The following is a 19495-nucleotide window of genomic DNA, read 5'->3' on the forward strand; positions in this document are numbered from 1 at the left end:
TCTATTGTTTATTATTAATTTCTTTCTGTAATCTTGTTACAAAATCATCAACTTTCAAAGCATTTTGAATTTCACCATCACGTGTACGTGGGGTTACAGTTCCGGTTTCTTTGTCCTTTTCTCCTACCACTAAAATATAGTTGCACTGTTTAAGTTGCGCATCTCTGACTTTTTTAGGAATAGATTCAGATCTGGTGTCAAGTTCAACTCTAAAACCGGCGTTAAACAATTTTTCATAAATTTTTTTAGCATAATTTTCGCCTTTCTCAGATACAGAAAGAACAGCTACTTGTCTAGGGTTTATCCATAGTGGGAACCTTCCACCATAATTTTCAATAACCATACCAATAAATCTTTCAAGTGAACCCAGAATCGCTCTGTGAATCATGATTGGAGTTTTTCTAGTGCCATCATCTGAATCATATATTGCTTTAAATCTTTTAGGCATAGACAAATCTACTTGGATAGTTCCGCATTGCCAGTTTCTGCCTAGAGCATCTTTAAGATTAAACTCTATTTTTGGGCCATAGAATGCGCCCTCCCCTTCTTTAATTTTATAGTCCAGTTTTTTCTTGCTTAATGCCCCTGTTAAAGAGTTGATTGCAAATTCCCACTCTTCGTTAGTGCCTATTGATTTTTCAGGTCTTGTAGCAATGAAGGTGCTAATTTCTTTAAATCCAAAAGTTCCATAAATGTCGATTGCATATTCCAACATATCGATTATTTCGGTTTGTAATTGTTCATCAGTGCAAAATACATGCGCATCATCCTGTGTAAATGCTCTTACTCTCATTAATCCGGATAATACCCCTGATAATTCATGTCTATGGACATAACCGAATTCGGCATTTCTTATTGGCAATTCTTTATATGAATGAATTTTGGTATTGTAAATTAATAATCCCCCCGGACAGTTCATAGGTTTAACTGCATAATCTTCGTTATCGATTTTAGTGAAATACATTGCTTCTTTAAAATTGTCCCAGTGCCCTGAAAGTTTCCAGAGTGACGCGTTTAAAATTGTTGGAGTTCTAATCTCTTCATAACCTCTTTTTCTATTTTCTTGTCTTGCATATTCAATAAGTTTGTTGTATAGATACATGCCATTTGGGTGCCAGAATGGAAACCCCGGGCTTTCTTCATGAAACGAGAATAAGTCTAAATCTTTACCAATTTTTCTATGGTCTCTTTTCTTTGCTTCTTCAATGATTTCTAAATATTGGTTCAAATCTTTTTTGTCTGCAAAAGAGATACCATAAACTCTCTGCAACATTTTATTTTTAGCATTTCCTCTCCAATAAGCGCCTGCAATTTTAGTTAACTTGAAAGCTTTAATCTGCCCGGTATGCTGCACATGCGGACCCCTGCAGAGGTCAATAAATTTGCCCTGTTGATATATTGTAATGGAATCTTCTTTAAGTTCTCTAATCATCTCAGTTTTATACGGATTGTCAAGAAAAATTTGAAGCGCTTCTTTTTTTGTTACTTCTTTACGTTCAAATTTCAGCTTAGCATTGGCAATTTCTTTCATTTTAGCCTCAATTTTAGATAAATCTTCTGGCGTGAAAGGTTCATGGTCAATATCATAATAAAAACCCTCATCAACAACTGGACCAATAGTTAATTTTGCATAGGGGAATAATTGTATAACTGCGTCAGCTAAAATGTGCGCAGTAGAATGCCTAAATATTTCAATACCCTCTTTATCTTTAAATGTTAATATTTGTATTTTTGTATCGTGCTTGATTTCTCTTGACAAATCCCATACTTTATCATCTACTTTGATAGCAAGCGCAGACCTAGTTAATCCCTCAGAAATACTTTCAGCTATTTTTAAGCCAGTAACTCCTTCCTTAAAATTCTTTGAACTTCCATCTAAAAATGTAATTTTAACCATTTATAATCACTTTTTACTTCTTCATAAAAGAAATAGGACTAGTTTATAAAAAGCTTACGGATAATGACAGTGTTTTCAAATCGTTATAACTTCAGTAGCAGGCTTTGGAAAATTGGGTTGGTATAGTTTAATAAGGGTTTACTAAAATATCTAAATCTCAATATAGATTATTTGGAAACACTGCCCGGATAATTAATAATAGTCCTTATCTATTAACCTTACCATATACTCGGTTTTATCATCCGGATCAAAACCAATTGGATATCTCGTAATTCTTCCTTCAGATCTGGCTTTTTCTGCCATTTCATAACCTAACTGATACCATTTACTTTTTTTAATGTGAAGTCTCGGAAGGATTAAACCTGAATTAATTTTTTTCTCTAAATTATTATTTATCATTAAAACTAATGATGAATTCGGAGTATTTATTTATTTATATTCTCAAGAACCAATATGCAGAAACTTTTTAACTTCCAGGCCTACATTTTCCAAAAATCCGGCCTTTTTTTTAGTTTTTGTAATCGGTCTTATTGAAGTTGGATTCGGAACTGGGTCAGGTAAATCCAAATCAAGTTCTATTGTACCCTGTGTGATGTCAGGCAGGTCTAAACTGATAGGCAACGTTTCACGAGAAGTTTCGTTCCTATACCCGGAAAGCAGTTCTGAAGCTTCTTTTTCAAATAAACTCTTTTTGATATTTTTAGTTTCAATAATATCGGGAATTTTAGGTACTTTATCCAATTCAATTGTGGCAACATTAAAATTTTCTTTACTTTTTAGTTTTATGGCTATCTCATTATACTTATCCTTTAAATTTTGAATTTTTTTCATTAATGGCATTAATTTTTTTTGACTATGTTTACTTTGAAGCCTAATAAGTTTTATTTCAAATTTCGTGATTGATTTATCTATATCGTTTAATTTGGTTTTGTTTTCTTTCATTTTATCATTCTCTTCTTTAACTTTAATTTTGATTAATTGGTTAAGTTTGTTTTGCATAAGTATTAATGTATTTTGCAAAGTATTAACTTTTTTGTCTTTATCCATTATTAGTTTTTCGGTTTTAGACTGATTTAATTGCAGAGTCTGTTTGGCATCATTAGATTTTTTTGTTTCTATTAATTGTATTTCTTTTTCAAGTTCCTTAATCTTTTGATCTTGTTCTTCTCCTTCAGATTTTTGTTTTTCAATTTCTTCTTTTAATCCGCCTATGTTTGAAAATAATTCATAGAGTTTATCTTTATCAAGTTCATGTTCCATCGCCGTAGATTTTTTTATATGTATTGTTTCTTCAAGCGCATTAAATTTCAGGCCGGATTCATTATTTTCAATATCATGCTTCTCATATTTTTCTTTTAATTCATTGATATCAGAGAATAAATTATTAAGTCTGCATTCATTTTGGCTAATATTTTTCTCTGCAATCATACTGGTTGGTTTTAATAAAGGGAATTCAGTATTTTTTATTGTACCTGCAGATGTCTGGGGTAAATCAATTTTAGGATTTAAAAGGTAATTTAAATTTGTAATTTGTTCATCAGATTCAGTTTTTTGTGGTTTAGACAACAATCTAATTTTCTCTTCTTCTTTAGGGTCTTTAATATTTTTGAAAGGATGTAATAATCTTTTAAACTTATTTGTTTTTGGTTCTTCTGCATTTTCAGAGTTTATTTGTTTTTGTTCATTTAATTGCCTTGTTTGAATATCATTAGGCGGTTTTGATGCTATTAATTGTATCTCTTTTTCAAGTTCCTTAATCTTTTGATCTTGCTCATTTTTTTCCAAGTCTTGTTTTTCAAATTTTTCTTTTAATTCATTAATCTCTGAAAAAATCTCATAAAGTCTGCGTTCATCCTGACTAAGCAGATTTTCAGTTGCAGCTAATTTTTGTTTTAAAAAAGGAAGTTCTTTATTTTCTACTGTATTGATAATTAGCTTAGGGGGGTCAATTTTAAAATCACTTTTCATGGATTTTATAGAACTAATCAGTTCAGGTATTGGTTCCTGAAATTTTACCCTTCCTTTTGTTAGTTCAGGTTTAATTTTTTCAACGTTTTTTGTTTTAATATTTTTAAAATGTTTTAGTAACCTTCTAACTTTTCTGGGCTGTAAAGGACTCATTTTTATTTAAATAAATTACTAAATTTTTTTTTATTATCCCCTGGCCTTGGCGGAGAGGGCATTGGGGCGCCAGTTAAATTTGGGCTTTCCATTGACCTGGGAGCCATAGGTCTTTGCATCTGGGGCATTTCTCCAAAATTTAATTTTTGAGGTTCAAACATAGACCTATTTCCACCTGAACTTGGTGTCACCATCCTTTTAATAAAAGGAATATCAGAATTTAACATATTAGCAACTGCAATTATGCCTTTAGCAATCTTTTCGTTTTGTTCAATTATTATGCCCATTTTTTCATGCAAAGGCTTAAGTTCTCTTATAAAAAGTTCTTCTTCTTTTTCTTCAAGCTTCATCTCATCAGTTGCTTCTTCAAATGTTTTCATGAAATTATTTAATGTCTCAGTTAACTTTTCCATTGATGCCGTTACGTCTTTTTGTTCAGGAACTTTTGACTTTGATTCTGGTCTTCTGGATTTCATTAAATCAATTTCATCCCTTAATGCTTCAAGTTTATCAATATCACTTTTAATCATTATCTATCACCATTTTTAGTATTTGTGTATATATTTGAATATATAATAATTTATGTTATACTAAAGTTTACCCTTTTAGTATTTATAAAGGTTTTGTTAGTGGTTTACATTACTTCAGAGTAGTGAAATCAGTTAATCTTGAGCCTGTTGAAATTGATGGTGATTATGTCGGCAGGCATAAAGAGATTTTATTAAGAGTTTTGCCTGGAGAGATTAACTTGTTAATCCCCGGAGATTCTAAATATCTTTCAAATATATATTGATTTGTTTATTCATTATTTTCTAATCTTTTACTTGTGTCTATATCTGCAATTTGTTATAGAAAGACATCTTTAGAGAGCTTTGCAAAAAGGAATTTTTAGCTAAATAAATTTCAAAAAGTAAATAAAATCTTATTTTTCCACCAGTGTATAGTAATTGTGAATAATTTTCGTACATTTTTCACAATTACTAATAAGCAAATGTATGGATAAATATACGATTATTTAACACATTTGCTATACCGCTGAGGGTTATATTGGAAAAATAGGGTCTTAAAAATCTCCAATTTAGTATTTGACTCGCAGGGGAGATTTTGATTTATAAAGGCTAAAATTACGCCATTCCAAATTCTCATTGAGGGGTTTGCCTAAAAAAAGAATTATGCAAAGTCCTCTTTACATCATACCGCCCATTCCAGGAGGCATTCCACCCATCCCGCCAGGTGGCATTCCCTGTTGCGCGCCACCGGAAGCTCCAGCTATAACATCATCAATTCTTAATATCATTATAGCAACTTCAGCCGCGGATTGTACTGCCTGAGTTTTAATCTGTAAAGGTTCGATTATCCCGTCAGCCCATGAGTCTGTAACTTTGCCGTTGAATACATCAACACCGGCCCATTTTTGTCCCCTATCATGCGCAGCTTTTAATCCAGTTATCATATCAATTGGATCTAGGCCGGCATTTTCAGCTAATGTCCTTGGTATTACTTCAATAGCATCCGCAAAAGCATTAACTGCAAGCTGTTCTCTGCCTGATAATGAATCTGCAAAATATCTTAATTTTTTAGCAAGTTCGATCTCAATTGCTCCGCCGCCAGCTACAACTTTACCATTTCTAATTGCTGAAGCAAGTACTCCGATTGAATCATCTAACGCTCTCTTTACTTCATCAATTACATGCTCAGTGCCACCCCTGACGAGAATTGTAACAGCTTTGGGGTTGATACATTCTCGCACAAAAGTCATTTGTTCGTCACCAACTTTCTTTTCTTCCACTATACCCGATTTCCCCAGTTCTGCCGGCGTCAAATCGTCAAGATTGGTAACAATCTTAGCACCTGTCGCTCTAGCTAATTTTTCAATATCTGATTTTTTGGCTCTCCTTACTGCGTATATTCCTTTCTTTGCAAGGTAATGCTGCGCAATATCGTCAATGCCCTTTTGGCATATAACAACGTTAGCGCCGGAGTTTGCCACTTTTTCAACCATGTTACGCAACATTTTTTCTTCCTGATCAAGGAATGCTTGTATTTGTGACGGATCATTTATTTGTATTTTTGCATCAGTTTCGGTTGATCTAACTTCAATAGCCGAATCAATTAACGCGATTTTTGCATTCCTTACTAATGTTGGCATGCCTGAATGCACTCTTTCTTTGTCAAGTATGATGCCTTCAATTAATTCAGTATTTTCTACGCCGGAACCAACTTTCTTTTCAATTTTGATATTATCGATTATAACGCTTTTTTTGCCATCAATTACTTCAGTGATTTTTATGATTGCATTAACTGCTATTTCTGCAAGTTTATTTTTTGCAACTGCTGCACCTTTGCCGTTCATTGCAGTTGAAGCAATCATTTTTAGAATTTCTTTATCGTTTGTTTCAATATCTACTGCAAGTTCTTTTAATATTTCTTGGGCTTTCTCAGCTGCAATGCCGTAACCTTTTGAGAGTACAGTTGGATGAATGTCCATATCTAATAATTGTTCAGCTTTTTTTAGCAATTCGCCAGCAAGAATTGCTGCCGTAGTTGTGCCATCTCCAACTTCATTTTCTTGAGTTTTTGCAACTTCAACCAACATTTTAGCTGCTGGGTGTTCAATTTGCATTTCCTGTAATATTGTTACCCCATCATTTGTTACTGTCACATCACCTAGCGAATCAACAATCATCTTGTCCATTCCTTTAGGACCTAGGGTTGTGCGTACCGCTTCAGCTACTAATTTAGCTGCGGCAATGTTATTTCTTTGGGCATTTCTGCCAGTTGTCCTTTGTGTACCCTCGGGTAAAATAAATATTGGTTGAACCTGATTTGTCATTTTAATTTTCCTCCTATCAATTCTTTCTAGCTTTCTTTAATTTTTAAGAACTATCACCTGTTTAGGTTAAGTTTAAGATTAAATGGTTCTTTATAAAGATTGCGGTAGACCGGGATATTTTGAAAGTCCATTGTTAATATACCGGTATTAAATTAAATTCTATCTATGTAAGAATTATTTTAATAATCGATTATCAGTTACTAATTAATGATGGGGTGCCTTTGAAACAGCATTAACTTACCCAAACCTTTATATATAAAAACTCGAAAGTATAGTCTAAAAAAGATATTTTCTTAGTAAGTGATAGGACGATAGGACCAATCAAATGATAACATTTAAAGATAAACCTGACAGCGCAGCGGTATTAAAAAAGCTTTTGAATCCTATAATCAGTAATTGGTTCTTCAAGAAATTTAAAGATTTTTCATTGCCGCAGTTATATGGGGTTTCAGAGATACATTCAAGAAATAATATTCTAGTTTCAGCGCCGACAGGCGCAACTAAAACATTGACGGGTTTTTTATCTGTGCTTAACGAATTAATTGATTCTGCTGAAAAAGGAAAATTGGAAGATAGGGTTTATTGTGTTTATATCTCGCCATTGAAAGCGCTAAACAATGATATAAAAAAGAATTTAGTTGAACCATTGCAACAGATGGAAGAGTTAGAAAAAAAACAATTCCCTATCCGAATTTCCGTGCGTACAGGTGATACCCCCCAAAGCGAAAGAGCTAAGATGTTGAAAAATCCGCCCCATATTTTAATTACTACGCCGGAATCACTGTCTATTCTGCTGTCTTCTCCAAAGTTTAGGGATAAACTTAACAATGTAGAGTGGTGCATTATCGATGAAATTCATGCATTGGCAGATAACAAGAGGGGTGTGCACTTATCGTTAACAATGGAAAAACTTCAGAGGCTTTCTCCAGGTATGGCAAGGGTTGGTTTAAGCGCAACGGTTTCGCCTTTAGAAGAAGTTGCTCAATTTTTAGTAGGGGTTAAACGTTCATGTAAAATTGTTGATGTGCAGTTTATTAAAGAACTGGATTTGCAAGTAATAAGTCCAGTGCCGGATCTAGTCAATATTGATTATCAAACATTATCAAAGAAAACATATGATCTTATTGATAAATTAATACATGAGCATAAAACTACTCTCATTTTTACAAACACAAGGGCGGGGACTGAAAGAGTCGTGCATCATTTGAAAGACAAATTCCCGCAAAAATATTCAGAGATCAAAGAAGGTTCGCCAGACGAAGTTTCATCTTTAATTGGGGCACATCATGGCTCACTTTCAAAAGAACATAGATTGAATATTGAAGAAAGTTTAAGAAAAGGCAAACTGAAAGCAGTTGTATGTTCGACTTCTTTAGAGTTGGGCATTGACATAGGTTACATTGATCTTGTGATTTTATTAGGTTCACCGAAAAGCGTTGCAAGAGCTTTGCAACGCGTGGGCCGGTCAGGGCATCAGTTGCATTCTATCACAAAAGGAAGAATAATTGTAATGGATCGTGACGATCTTGTAGAATGTTCCGTTTTATTAAAAAATGCAGTAGAAAAAAAAATTGACAGAATACATATCCCCTCTAATTGTTTAGATGTGCTTGCGCAGCAAATTTATGGGTTTGCGATTGACGAAGTTATTGAAACTAAAGAACTTTATAGGTTAGTTAAACAATCATATTGTTACAGAGACTTGTCAATGGACGATTTTATAGAGGTTATTTATTATTTGTCAGGTAAATTTATTTCGCTGGAGGATAGGCACGTTTATGGAAAAATTTGGTTTGAAGAAGGCAAAATCGGCAGACGCGGTAAAATGGCTCGGGTTCTTTACATGACAAACATCGGCACTATTCCGGATCAGCATGGCATTGTCGTAAAGATTGGAACGCAAAGTATTGGCACAGTTGATGAAGGTTTTCTTGAGAAATTAAAATCCGGCGATATTTTTGTTTTAGGGGGGAATACTTACCAGTTTAAATTTGCGCGTGGAATGGTTGCGCAGGTAAACGCTGCCCAAGGTAAAACTCCTACAGTTCCGAGTTGGGTATCAGAAATGTTGCCTTTGTCATTTGACCTTGGCACTGAAATTCAAAGGTTTAGGGGGTTGATGCAAGACCAGTTTAATAGCAAAGTAAATAAAAAAGAGATATTACAATTTATTCATAAGTATCTTTATGTAGATGAAGTTGCAGCAGAAGCGATTTATAGTTATATGTATGATCAATATCTTTTTATTGGGATCCCCAATCTCCGGTGGCTGCTTATTGAAAATTATAATGATGGTCAAAAAAAGTATAGCATATTTCATTCTAATTTTGGCAGAAGGGTTAATGATGTGCTTGCAAGAGCAGTTGCATTTGTAATTTTTAGAACTCAACATAGAGATGTTGAAGTTGGTATCCGCGATAATGGATTTTATGTTGCCTCTGACAAACCAATTAACCCGTTGAAAGCCTTTGAAATGTTGAAGTCAAAAGAATTAAGAAAGCTAATGGATCTTGCAATTGAAAAATCTGAGGTACTAAGAAGAAGGTTTAGACATTGCGCAGGGAGATCGCTGATGATTTTAAGGAACTATATGGGCAGAAAGAAAAATGTTGGAAGGCAGCAAGTAAGTTCTATGATTCTTTTAAATGCCGTGAGGCGGATTTCCCCTAATTTCTCCATCTTGAAAGAAGCACGGAGAGAAGTACTTGAAGACTTGATGGACATTGGAAATGCCGTTAAAGTTTTGGAACTTGTGGAAGAAAAAAAAATTAAAGTAACTGAACAATCTACAAAAATCCCATCCCCATTTTCATTCAACATAATCGCGCAAGGTTACGCTGACTTGTTCAAAGTAGATGAGCGGGTTGATTTTTTAAGAAAAATGCACGGATTGGTTAAAGCGCAGATTGGGCTGAATATGAAGAAAACTACTAAATCTGAATAGGAGTAATACTTTTATAAAATTGAGTTTTACGAATGCAGTTATTACTTTTTTATAATCTCAATATCGGATATAAGATAAATTTATATTTATATAAAGAATACCTCTTTCATGGATTTATTTCAAGCAGTTATCTTAGGAATTGTGCAAGGCATAGCGGAGTGGTTACCGATTAGCTCTGAGGGGGTTAATTCACTGATTCTGATTTATTTCTTTAATTCATCATTAACAGATGCAGTATATTTGTCAATCTGGCTTCATTCAGGGACTTTACTTGCGGCAGTTGTGTTTTTTAGAAAACAAATATTAAAATTGTTAAAGAATCTTAGACATTATTCTTTTAAAGAAACTCCTTATAATAATTTGACAAACTTTTTAGTTGCTTCAACAATTGTAACTGGGATTATTGGTTTGCCAATATTACTTTTCGGTTTGGATAAATTAGATTTTAATGGTAATTTAGCAACAGCATTTATCGGAATTTTGTTAATTATCACCGGCTTTTTACAATTATTCATAAAAAACCAAACTCTCAAAAAATTACCAACTACTTTTGATGGAATCTTGGCAGGTTTTGTGCAACCTTTTGCAGGGCTTCCGGGATTGAGCAGATCTGGTTTAACTGTGTCAGTTTTAATATTTAGAGGCTATAATCCTGAAACTGCATTATCATTAAGTTTTCTTATGTCAATCCCTGCAGTGTTTGGTGCAGAAATTGTTTTAATATTATTAGACAAAGTAACTTTCAGTTATTATTTGTTGCTTGCAATGGTGTTTTCTTTTATAATTGGATTATTTACTCTTAATTTTCTTACTCAGTTTGCAAAGAAATTTAACTTTGGATATTTTTGTATTTTATTAGGTTTAATTTCATTTACACCGCTAATTTTATAAAGATTAAAGCATCTAATTTTTTTAATGGTAGAATTAATTAATTTATTGGTTCCGCTGATTGCAGTTTTCACTGGGGCTGCTAATTTAATTTGGAGCCGGATTGTTTTAGTTAGGCATAAAGTTAATTTTCATAAATTTTTGCCGATTACTTTTATTTTAGCCAGTCTTTTCATGTTGCCATTCTTAGGTTTTATAGAAAATTTTTCAATGCGCATGCTTGAACCAATAAACATTTCTTTAATGATGGGTTTAATATTTGTAGCATACATGTACAATTTTTTTTTCTTTAAGGGATTTGGGCATGAAACTTTATGTGAAGTAGAATTTTTAATGTTACTTGTTCCATTGTTTGCGATAAGTTTAGCATTTTTTATTTTTCCTTCTGAAAGATTATTATTGCCTCTTTTTTTGGGCATCATAGCAACAATTGTTTTGGCATGGTCACATTTTTATCATGGCCATATAGAATTTACTAAAAATTCGAAATATATATTGTTATCAATTTTGTTTCTTGCCATTGAATATATGTTTGTTAAACAATTACTTGGCTTGTATAATCCGTTTACACTTTATTTTGTGCGGACATTTTTTCTAACTATTTTATTTAATTTATTATTCCCTGTGAAATTTAAAGAGATACCTCGAAAGTCTTGGAAGTACTTGGTTGCAGGGGTGATGGCTTTCGTAATTCAATATGTTGCAACTTTTACAAGTGTTGAATTTAACGGGATTGTAGTCACGAATTTAATAATGAACTTATTGCCTGTTACGGTTTTCACCTACGCATACTTTATTTATAAAGATAATCCGGGCTGGAAAAAGATTGTTGCCGGCATTGTAATTCTTAGTTGTATCCTTATTATTCAAATTTACGGTTAAACTTTTAAATTAGTTCAGTAATATACCTGAATATGGAGATTATGAAAGGAATCAAAATAGTAGACCTTGGTTTAAAGATAGGCAAAATTTTAATTTTTGCAGATTTCCATATTGGTTATGAAGAAGCATTAAACAAGCAAGGAATATTTATGCCTATGTTCCAGTTTGGAGATACTATTAAAAGAATTATTCCAATACTTGAAAAAGTTAAACCTGAAATAATTATTATAAATGGAGACTTGAAACATGAGTTTGGCATAATTAGTGATACTGAATGGAAGCAAACTTTAAAACTCCTTGAACTCTTTCAAAACCATTCAAAAAATGTTGTACTCATAAAAGGCAATCATGATAAAATCCTTGAACCTATTGCTAAAAAGAAAGGCCTTGAAATAACTGACCATTACATTGTTAAAGATTGTTACATCTGTCATGGAGATGCTATTCCTAAAAAAGTTGAACAGAAAACAATAATCATAGGTCATGAACATCCGGCTATAACTTTAAGAACCGAAATAAGGGCTGAGAGGTTTAAATGTTTTCTGTTAGGGCGGTATAAACAAAAAAATCTTATTGTTCAACCATCATTTAATCTTGTAACAGAAGGCACTGATGTTTTAAGGGAGCGTTTGTTGAGCCCTTTTCTAAAACAGGATTTAGATAATTTTATGGCGTTTATAGTTGGGGATAAAGTATTTGATTTTGGCAAACTTAAGAAGTTAAGGAATTTGTAATTTAATTAATGCTATTATTTACTCGTAAGCCCTATATGTCAAAAATTTAATTTTGATTATTGAAACCGCAGATTATTTGAATTAAACCGCAGATTATCCGCAGGTTTTATAAATAACTAATCTCCCCACAATACTATGCAAACATTACGTGTTAAAGATTTTAACCTGCCATTGACATTAGAATCTGGACAATTTTTTCGTTATAATAACTTTGCGGGATTCTATTACGTCAACTCAAAAGATAGGGTTATATCTCTAAAACAAAATGGTGACTATTTAATATATGACGGGGTTGAGCAGGATTTTTTAAAAAATTTATTTGGATTAAATGATAACTATAACAAAATTATTAAAGAAATCTCAACTGATAAATTAATGACTTCATTAACGCAAAAGTATAATGGTTTAAGGTTGATGCGCCAGGATCCATGGGAATGTATGATTTCATATGTTTGTTCATCTGCTTCAAATATTCCGAAGATACAAAAAAACATTGAACTTCTTTCCCAGCATTTTGGAGAAAAAGTTAAAGTTGGAGGTTATATTTCACACTCATTTCCTAAAGTTGGCAATATTAACCTTCTTGAAAAAATAGTTCATTCAAAAACCGGTTTTAGGGCAAACTATATTTATGAAATTAATAAGATGATAACCCTCCAAAAAATTAATCACTTGCAAAATATGGAATATAATGATGCGCATAATATTCTTACTCAATTGCCAGGCATCGGTCCAAAGGTTGCTGATTGTATATCTTTATTCTCACTAGGACATACAGAAGCGTTTCCTGTTGATACCTGGATAAAACGTATCATGGAAAAACATTACTTTGACGGAAATCAAACTTCTAACAAAAAGATTAAGCAGTTTGCCCAAGAATATTGGGGCAAGAATGCAGGATATGCGCAGATGTTCTTGTTTATGCTGCGGAATTAGTTATTTTCTACTTTTTAGAAATTCTACTAATCTATTCCATCGATCGCTCGTAGCATCTTTTTCATATTCTTCTTCAGTCATTTCTGCAATAGTTTTGGTTTGACCATCAACAACAAACCTAGTACCCAAAATTTTATTTTTAATAAATGGTTTGTTTGGATCACCTCTTGCTTCTGAATAAAATTTTCCATTCACTGTAGATTTAAATATTTTCGGTTCTTCAAGTGTTTCATCAAAATAAGTAACTGCCATTTCAAAGTAAGCTTCAAGAGGTCTATCTTTAAAAATATCAGCAAAACCTTGTTCGCCTAACTTTTCAAGTTCTCTCCCTACCCTTGAACCTGGCCATTCTCCGCGTGAAGGGATTACTAATCCTGAATCATCACAAATGATTGGTCTACACATTACTGAATATGCTACTTTGGCTTTATGTTTTGCAATCTCTTCGATAGTTAAATGATGTTCAGAAATTTCTAAGGGGGCTTGTTTTAATCTTACAAAATTTCCAAGCCCTTTTTGAGCAGAGTTAACTTTTCCAGCATTAGATGTTACAAAATAAAGATAATCTTCAGTATCATGTTCAAAATCTTTTGCTTCTAAATAACGAGCAGATTGGTACCAACTTTCAATTGAGCCTGATTTCCACCAACCTATAACTTCTGGTTGTGGTATAAGTTCTGGCTTATGAAATAGTACTTCACCAGGATTAAATTTAATTCCAGGTTCTGACAGCCTTACTTCAAGTGGTTGATTCCCTTTAAACCAGGTACCATTTCTAATTAAACATCTTCTTAATGCAATGTCTTGAAAATGATTGCCTTCAAATTCTTGAATTGAATAATCAAAACCTGAATTAACATTTGAAACATTATTATCATAAACTTCTGAAAAATTATTAATCAACCATTCTAATTCACCAGGGTTTTGTTGTAAAAATTAAAAATATGCATCTTCATATAAAGTTAATGCACCTTGTACACTAACAGGTTGCCCTTTAACATCCCAAATTAAACGCCATTTATCTTTACCATAAATCTTGTCAAAATTAGCCAGAACTTCATTCTTTCTACTTCCAATTGCTCCAGGTCTACCAATTTTCTGCCAATCTGTCATGTTAATTTATTTTTATAAACAATTTAAATATTCTACTATTCTTTAAGAGATATATTCTAAAACTCAATCCCTCTCCGCGCAAAAATCCCCTTCTCAAACGGATGTTTTTCCATCTGCATGTTAGTGACTAAATCAGCAATTTTCTTAATTTTATCAGGTGCATTGCGTCCGGTTAATATGAGTTCCATTTTCGCAGGTTTACTTGAAATCATTTCAAGAATTTCATCAACAGAAATTAGGCCTTTTGCAATGCAGTTATTAATTTCATCTAAAAATACCATATCGTATTCGCCTGAATTGATTATTTTTTTTGCGCGCTGTAAAGCTTCAGAAACAAACGCTTTTTCTTCAGCGTCGCTTGTAAAACAGTGTCTGCAATCACCGCAATCTTCTTCAGTTCGTATGTAAAAACCTTTGTAAATATTTTCGTCAAGTTTAACTTGCACATTTTCTTTTAAGCACATTTTGCCATATTGTTCAATTTCTATCATGTTGCTTAGATAATTTTGTATTGCGATATATTCTCCGGTATAGTAACCCCCTTTAAGAAATTGTATTATTTTTATTCGGAGATTTTGTCCAATTCCCCGCAATGCCATGCCGAATGCAGTAGTGGATTTACCCTTGCCATCTCCTGTATATACATGTACTAAGCCTAAGTTGTCTTTACTCATTTTATACGGAGCATTTGGAAAATCCGCAGCTAGGACATGTGCTGCATCCCTCTGAATGGTACAATTTTGTTTTGCATTGCGGGCAAAGATTTTCTTCAGTTTCTTTTTTTTTATGGTGTTTTGTAGTATCTAAATTAATTACTTGCGCTTCTCTGCTGCCATCTCTGTAAATAGTTATACCTTTGCAGCCTAACTGATAGGCTAATAAGAAAGCTTTTTCAACATCTTTAGTTGTCGCATCATGTGTAAAATTAACCGTTTTAGAAACTGCATTTTCAATGTTTCTCTGGAAAGCCGCTTGAATCTTGATATGCCATATAGGGTCAATATCATGTGACACAACAAATATTTTTTTTACGTCTTGAGGCACAGCATCAACATGCTGTACTGAACCTGTTTTAGCAATTTCTTCCATTAATTCCTCCGAATAAAAACCGCGTTCTTTAGCAATTTTTTCAAAAAAATGGTTAATATAAAGAAGTTTATGGTCTCCGCCTAGAATATTTTGTTTTACAAAAGATATTGCGAATAATGGTTCAATCCCATTTGATGCGTCAGCAATCATCCCAATTGAACCCGTTGGCGCAATCGTTGTTCTTGTTGCATTTCTCATGTTTTGTCCATTGTAGATGCTTCTTTCAATATTGGGAAAATTGCCTCTTTCTACTGCAAGCGCAATAGATTTTAGTTTAGATTCTTGCTGAATAAATCCCATTATTTTTTCAGCAGTTTCAACAGCTTGTTCAGTGTTGTATCCGATATTAAGTTGCAGCAACATATCGGCAAAACCCATTATGCCCAAACCTATTTTTCTATTCCCTTTGGTCATATTTTCAATTTCAGGTAGAGGAAAATTATTTTTATCTATAACATTGTCTAAAAAGTGTACAGATATATGCACAACTTTTCTGAGTTCATCATAATCAATATTGCCGTTCTTAACAAATTTCACCAGGTTGATAGAACCAAGGTTGCATGATTCGTAAGGTAGTAAAGGCTGCTCCCCGCATGGATTAGTGCTTTCAATTTCCCCAATTTCAGGAGTAGGATTATCTCTGTTCATCCTGTCAAGAAACACAATTCCGGGCTCACCATTTTTCCATGCATTTGTTACAATTAAATTAAAAACATCTCTTGCTAATAAGGAACCTTCATGAATCTTTGTTCTTGGATTATAAAGTTCATACTCTTCATCATTTTCAACTGCCTGCATGAATTTCTCAGTTAAACCAACTGAAATATTAAAATTATTAAAAGCTCCTTCTTTTTCTTTGCAATTGATAAATTCTATAATATCCGGGTGATCAATGCGCAATATTCCCATGTTAGCCCCTCTCCTTTTTCCGCCTTGTTTAATTGTCTCAGTGGCGACATTATAAACTTTCATAAATGAGATTGGTCCGGATGATACTCCTTTAGTACTCATCACCACATCATTTTTCGGTCTTAATCTGGAAAATGCGAAACCTGTGCCCCCTCCCGATTTATGAATAATTGCAGCATGTTTTACCCCATCAAATATTTCGCTGATTGAATCTCCAACCGGCAAAACAAAACATCCAGCTAATTGTTGAAGTTCATTACCCGCATTCATTAAAGTTGGGCTATTAGGCAAAAATATTAGAGAAGTCATTATATCAAAAAACTTTTTTGAGGTTTCTTCGACATTTCCATTATACAATGCATCTGCAGAAGCAATATTCTCCGCCACCCTTCTAAACATATCTTTAGGAGTCTCAACTAGTTTCCCGTCGTGATTTCGTTTAAGATATCTTTCAGCAAGAACTTTGATACTATTCATAGGGAGCTTCAAATCATCTTCTCTACCTAAAATTTTTAGCTTTTCATCTCTTAATTTTTTACGATTTTCTCTATAAAGAATATATGCTTTAGCTGTTGAAGCGTAACCTCCTTCAATTAACACATTTTCAACAAGATCCTGAATTTGTTCAACCTTGGGAATTGTATGCCCGTTAAATTTATTTTCTAAACCTTGACTGACTAATGAAGCTACATATTTAGCTTTTTCAAAATCGTGCCCACCAACAGATTTAGCCGCTTTAAAGATTGCTTCGGCAATTTTAATTTGATCAAAATTAACTATAGAACCATCCCTTTTTTGTATTTGTTTTAATGTCCCCATATTTAACACCCCATTTACTTTTTTTGAGATTTATTATTTATATATTTAATTCTAGTGCATACATTAGTTTAGAGTTAGTAATTATCTAATAATAGTAACAAATTATTCTTCAGAAATTTTGATACAATTTACAGGGCAAACTTCTTCAGCTTCCTTATTTTTTCCAATATCACTTAAATTTGTTTGTTTTGGTTTAGCTTTAAATAGGCCATTTTTTTCAACAAGTTCCCAGTTTTCAGGGCATTGCACAGTGCATGCGCCGCAACCTATGCATTCTTCTTCGTTATAATTTATTTTAAACGGCATCTGGTTATTCCTCTTCACCAGCGGATTCATCTTCAAAATCACTATAATCTTCTTCTGTTTCTACAGCAATCTTTTCATTCATTTCTTCAATCATTTCATCTATTTGCTCATCATCCATTCCATGACCTTTTGAACCTTCTTCAATGGTTTCAGTTGCAGCCATATGGCATCCGACACAATGCAAACCATATTTTAGCATTACTTCTACAGTCATTGGAAATTTGTCAATTACTTCAACAAAACTCATTTTCTTTGTAATTTGATGTTTGGTTACCATAATTTTCATATGAAAATTTAATCCTTTTTAAAGGTTGTTGTTTTTTGGTTCTGTTGTGATAATTCTTAATTATGTTTAAGTATAGAAATAGACCGCGAGTATGTTCAAATTGGGGGATATATGTCATACCATTAACGAAAAATAGCGTTATTGTAGGTCAATAAATTTAAATTTATAAATAAAAATCATCAGAAAAAAATTTAATTTATTTTATCATATTTTGATAATATAATAATATAAATATAACTGATATGAAAAACAGGCCCAAAATAAATAATTCTAATGTTTTATTTTCTTTGGATATATCCCAGTTAAACGGGATTTCTATTAATGGCAGTTTAAATTCTAAACTCTCATTTATTAAGTTTTCTTCAATCTCTAATTCTTTAGGTAATGTTGGTTTATCCGGAAAAATTATACCATTACTTCCTGAATGGGGAGCATTTAATCTTGCTTCAACAATAGAACTAATATTCGCAACTTCTTTAATTCCAAATCCCGAAAAATTTAAAACGATTGCAGTAATAATTTGATTAGTCTTATCCTGTTCAGCATTTGCTATTATTGACCAAACCCCCATACACTTTCCTATTTCTAAATCCCAATCGTGGCAAACATATGTCATTAGATCTGTTTCTTTACTAATGTTAAACATGCTATAATTAAAAATAAGAGTAGAATTTGCAAACTCGTAATTCGTTTGTATAACATAATTTGACAAAAACCCAGCATTTGGCGTTTCAAGTTTAAAGAATGACATGTTTTTAGGATTTTTGCTTGAAACATTTGTGTTATGCAAAGTTGCATAAAACTCGTTATTTGTTTTGGCAAATTTTATATCATAAACTGTTTCAGCCATTGTATGGTAATTACCTGAATAATTTTCCAATGTATAAATTTTAATATTTGAATTTGGATAATAAAATTCGAGATTAACACCAATATTGTCCTTTTGATTCATATCCATTTCAAAATCGAAAGCCCGAGCAACAATAAAGGTATTTTTTAAATATTTGCGGTTTCCTACAGAATCAACTGCCTCGCATGTAATAAGGTAATCTCCGTTAACAACAGGGTTATAACTTGTATTACCTGAAAATGAGTGATTGGTATTATCCGGCAAAGTTAATATTATGCTAGTATTCGACAAGGGATTGTTATCAAAAACCTTTAAATAAAGATTGACAGAGTTATTTGCAATAACGATTTTGGGGTTTATGGAGCAATCAGTTATATTTGGCAGTTCAATATCTGAAATAACTTTTAATAAAACTTCTCCGCTCGCCAAACCATCAATTCGCTGTAATTTGTTAATAGTTAATACATTAAAAATATTTATTAATAAGATAAATATTAAGAATGACATTGCCCACATTAAAAGTTTATTGCCGCTTTTCATAGTTTTTTCTCAATCATCCTACTATTGTCTTACTGCAGTTTCAAATTTAATAGTGATTTTTCCTTCATAATTTTTTAATTTAGCATCTTTTGGCACTATCCCCTTAATTTCAATTGTTTTTTCTTCATTTTCTAATAAATTAAATGATGTATCTTCAGTATAAATCCATTCAGCAAGTTCGCCATTAACGAACATTGAAACTTTTACAAATTGATTGTTGTTCTTTAGTTCAATTTTTCTTGTGCTGGTTCCACCAGGTTTTATGGTGCCAAAATAAAGCGCGCTGTTATTCACATTAAAACCGGTATAGTTTCCGACAGTTAAAAACATATCATATTCCCATATTTC

General features: G+C 32.6%; 19 protein-coding genes. 6 read left to right on the forward strand and 13 right to left on the reverse strand.

Features of this window, described 5'->3' with window-relative positions; genetic code table 11:
- Window position 1: 1 nt before the first annotated feature.
- From thrS to J4418_03195, 4 genes are all read right to left on the reverse strand, one after another.
- Window positions 2-1897 (reverse strand): threonine--tRNA ligase, encoded by a 1896-nt coding sequence (gene thrS / locus J4418_03180; GenBank protein MBS3113058.1) that lies wholly within the window; start codon window positions 1895-1897, stop codon window positions 2-4.
- Between the two features lie 192 nt (window positions 1898-2089).
- On the reverse strand, window positions 2090-2296 hold the full coding sequence (locus tag J4418_03185) for a hypothetical protein (protein ID MBS3113059.1): 207 nt from the start codon (window positions 2294-2296) through the stop codon (window positions 2090-2092).
- Between the two features lie 42 nt (window positions 2297-2338).
- Window positions 2339-4018, reverse strand: coding sequence for a hypothetical protein (locus tag J4418_03190; protein MBS3113060.1), 1680 nt, complete (start codon window positions 4016-4018; stop codon window positions 2339-2341).
- 2 nt (window positions 4019-4020) lie between these two features.
- Window positions 4021-4548, reverse strand: a complete 528-nt coding sequence (locus tag J4418_03195) for a hypothetical protein (protein MBS3113061.1) — start codon at window positions 4546-4548, stop codon at window positions 4021-4023.
- A gap of 122 nt (window positions 4549-4670) precedes the next feature.
- Here J4418_03195 and J4418_03200 point away from each other — a divergent pair, with 122 nt between their 5' ends.
- Window positions 4671-4811, forward strand: coding sequence for a hypothetical protein (locus J4418_03200; GenBank protein ID MBS3113062.1), 141 nt, complete (start codon window positions 4671-4673; stop codon window positions 4809-4811).
- A 393-nt stretch (window positions 4812-5204) separates the two neighbouring features.
- Here J4418_03200 and J4418_03205 read toward each other — a convergent pair whose 3' ends face one another.
- Entirely contained in the window at window positions 5205-6851 is a 1647-nt protein-coding gene (locus J4418_03205) for a TCP-1/cpn60 chaperonin family protein (protein ID MBS3113063.1), read from the reverse strand.
- Between the two features lie 325 nt (window positions 6852-7176).
- On the opposite strand from J4418_03205, the gene J4418_03210 reads away from it, so the two are divergent.
- From J4418_03210 to J4418_03230, 5 genes are all read left to right on the forward strand, one after another.
- Complete coding sequence (locus J4418_03210; protein MBS3113064.1) at window positions 7177-9795, forward strand: ATP-dependent helicase; 2619 nt, start codon at window positions 7177-7179, stop codon at window positions 9793-9795.
- 108 nt (window positions 9796-9903) lie between these two features.
- Complete coding sequence (locus J4418_03215; protein MBS3113065.1) at window positions 9904-10686, forward strand: undecaprenyl-diphosphate phosphatase; 783 nt, start codon at window positions 9904-9906, stop codon at window positions 10684-10686.
- A 24-nt stretch (window positions 10687-10710) separates the two neighbouring features.
- Entirely contained in the window at window positions 10711-11565 is an 855-nt protein-coding gene (locus J4418_03220) for a DMT family transporter (GenBank protein MBS3113066.1), read from the forward strand.
- 32 nt (window positions 11566-11597) lie between these two features.
- Complete coding sequence (locus J4418_03225) at window positions 11598-12299, forward strand: metallophosphoesterase (protein ID MBS3113067.1); 702 nt, start codon at window positions 11598-11600, stop codon at window positions 12297-12299.
- Window positions 12300-12434: 135 nt separating this feature from the next.
- Window positions 12435-13235 (forward strand): hypothetical protein, encoded by an 801-nt coding sequence (locus J4418_03230; GenBank protein ID MBS3113068.1) that lies wholly within the window; start codon window positions 12435-12437, stop codon window positions 13233-13235.
- Here J4418_03230 and J4418_03235 read toward each other — a convergent pair whose 3' ends face one another.
- From J4418_03235 to J4418_03270, 8 genes are all read right to left on the reverse strand, one after another.
- Entirely contained in the window at window positions 13236-14138 is a 903-nt protein-coding gene (locus J4418_03235) for a hypothetical protein (GenBank protein ID MBS3113069.1), read from the reverse strand.
- Window positions 14139-14171: 33 nt separating this feature from the next.
- Window positions 14172-14348 carry a hypothetical protein gene (locus J4418_03240; GenBank protein MBS3113070.1) on the reverse strand — a complete coding sequence of 59 codons (177 nt, stop codon included), beginning with the start codon at window positions 14346-14348 and terminating at the stop codon, window positions 14172-14174.
- Window positions 14349-14404: 56 nt separating this feature from the next.
- Window positions 14405-15022: a cob(I)yrinic acid a,c-diamide adenosyltransferase gene (locus tag J4418_03245; GenBank protein ID MBS3113071.1), complete on the reverse strand. Its 618-nt coding sequence runs from the start codon at window positions 15020-15022 to the stop codon at window positions 14405-14407.
- A gap of 1 nt (window position 15023) precedes the next feature.
- Window positions 15024-17165, reverse strand: coding sequence for a vitamin B12-dependent ribonucleotide reductase (locus J4418_03250; GenBank protein ID MBS3113072.1), 2142 nt, complete (start codon window positions 17163-17165; stop codon window positions 15024-15026).
- A gap of 102 nt (window positions 17166-17267) precedes the next feature.
- On the reverse strand, window positions 17268-17471 hold the full coding sequence (locus J4418_03255) for a ferredoxin (protein MBS3113073.1): 204 nt from the start codon (window positions 17469-17471) through the stop codon (window positions 17268-17270).
- Between the two features lie 4 nt (window positions 17472-17475).
- Window positions 17476-17748, reverse strand: coding sequence for a DUF1858 domain-containing protein (locus J4418_03260; GenBank protein ID MBS3113074.1), 273 nt, complete (start codon window positions 17746-17748; stop codon window positions 17476-17478).
- A gap of 205 nt (window positions 17749-17953) precedes the next feature.
- Window positions 17954-19147: a hypothetical protein gene (locus tag J4418_03265; protein ID MBS3113075.1), complete on the reverse strand. Its 1194-nt coding sequence runs from the start codon at window positions 19145-19147 to the stop codon at window positions 17954-17956.
- A 21-nt stretch (window positions 19148-19168) separates the two neighbouring features.
- Window positions 19169-19495, reverse strand: a 327-nt coding sequence (locus tag J4418_03270) for a hypothetical protein (GenBank protein MBS3113076.1), incomplete at its 5' end; no start/stop codon positions are given.

It is taken from the genome of Candidatus Woesearchaeota archaeon (assembly GCA_018303425.1).
In the GTDB taxonomy this organism is placed as follows: Archaea; Nanobdellota; Nanobdellia; order Woesearchaeales; family JAGVYF01; genus JAGVYF01.

Bases quoted from the DNA above. Each gene is read 5' to 3' on its own strand.
- thrS (MBS3113058.1), bottom strand. From the start codon at position 1,897: ATGGTTAAAATTACATTTTTAGATGGAAGTTCAAAGAATTTTAAGGAA.
- J4418_03185 (MBS3113059.1), bottom strand. From the start codon at position 2,296: ATGATAAATAATAATTTAGAGAAAAAAATTAATTCAGGTTTAATCCTT.
- J4418_03190 (MBS3113060.1), bottom strand. From the start codon at position 4,018: ATGAGTCCTTTACAGCCCAGAAAAGTTAGAAGGTTACTAAAACATTTT.
- J4418_03195 (MBS3113061.1), bottom strand. From the start codon at position 4,548: ATGATTAAAAGTGATATTGATAAACTTGAAGCATTAAGGGATGAAATT.
- J4418_03205 (MBS3113063.1), bottom strand. From the start codon at position 6,851: ATGACAAATCAGGTTCAACCAATATTTATTTTACCCGAGGGTACACAA.
- J4418_03210 (MBS3113064.1), top strand. From the start codon at position 7,177: ATGATAACATTTAAAGATAAACCTGACAGCGCAGCGGTATTAAAAAAG.
- J4418_03215 (MBS3113065.1), top strand. From the start codon at position 9,904: ATGGATTTATTTCAAGCAGTTATCTTAGGAATTGTGCAAGGCATAGCG.
- J4418_03220 (MBS3113066.1), top strand. From the start codon at position 10,711: ATGGTAGAATTAATTAATTTATTGGTTCCGCTGATTGCAGTTTTCACT.
- J4418_03225 (MBS3113067.1), top strand. From the start codon at position 11,598: ATGGAGATTATGAAAGGAATCAAAATAGTAGACCTTGGTTTAAAGATA.
- J4418_03230 (MBS3113068.1), top strand. From the start codon at position 12,435: ATGCAAACATTACGTGTTAAAGATTTTAACCTGCCATTGACATTAGAA.
- J4418_03240 (MBS3113070.1), bottom strand. From the start codon at position 14,348: ATGACAGATTGGCAGAAAATTGGTAGACCTGGAGCAATTGGAAGTAGA.
- J4418_03245 (MBS3113071.1), bottom strand. From the start codon at position 15,022: ATGAGTAAAGACAACTTAGGCTTAGTACATGTATATACAGGAGATGGC.
- J4418_03250 (MBS3113072.1), bottom strand. From the start codon at position 17,165: ATGGGGACATTAAAACAAATACAAAAAAGGGATGGTTCTATAGTTAAT.
- J4418_03255 (MBS3113073.1), bottom strand. From the start codon at position 17,471: ATGCCGTTTAAAATAAATTATAACGAAGAAGAATGCATAGGTTGCGGC.
- J4418_03260 (MBS3113074.1), bottom strand. From the start codon at position 17,748: ATGGTAACCAAACATCAAATTACAAAGAAAATGAGTTTTGTTGAAGTA.
- J4418_03265 (MBS3113075.1), bottom strand. From the start codon at position 19,147: ATGAAAAGCGGCAATAAACTTTTAATGTGGGCAATGTCATTCTTAATA.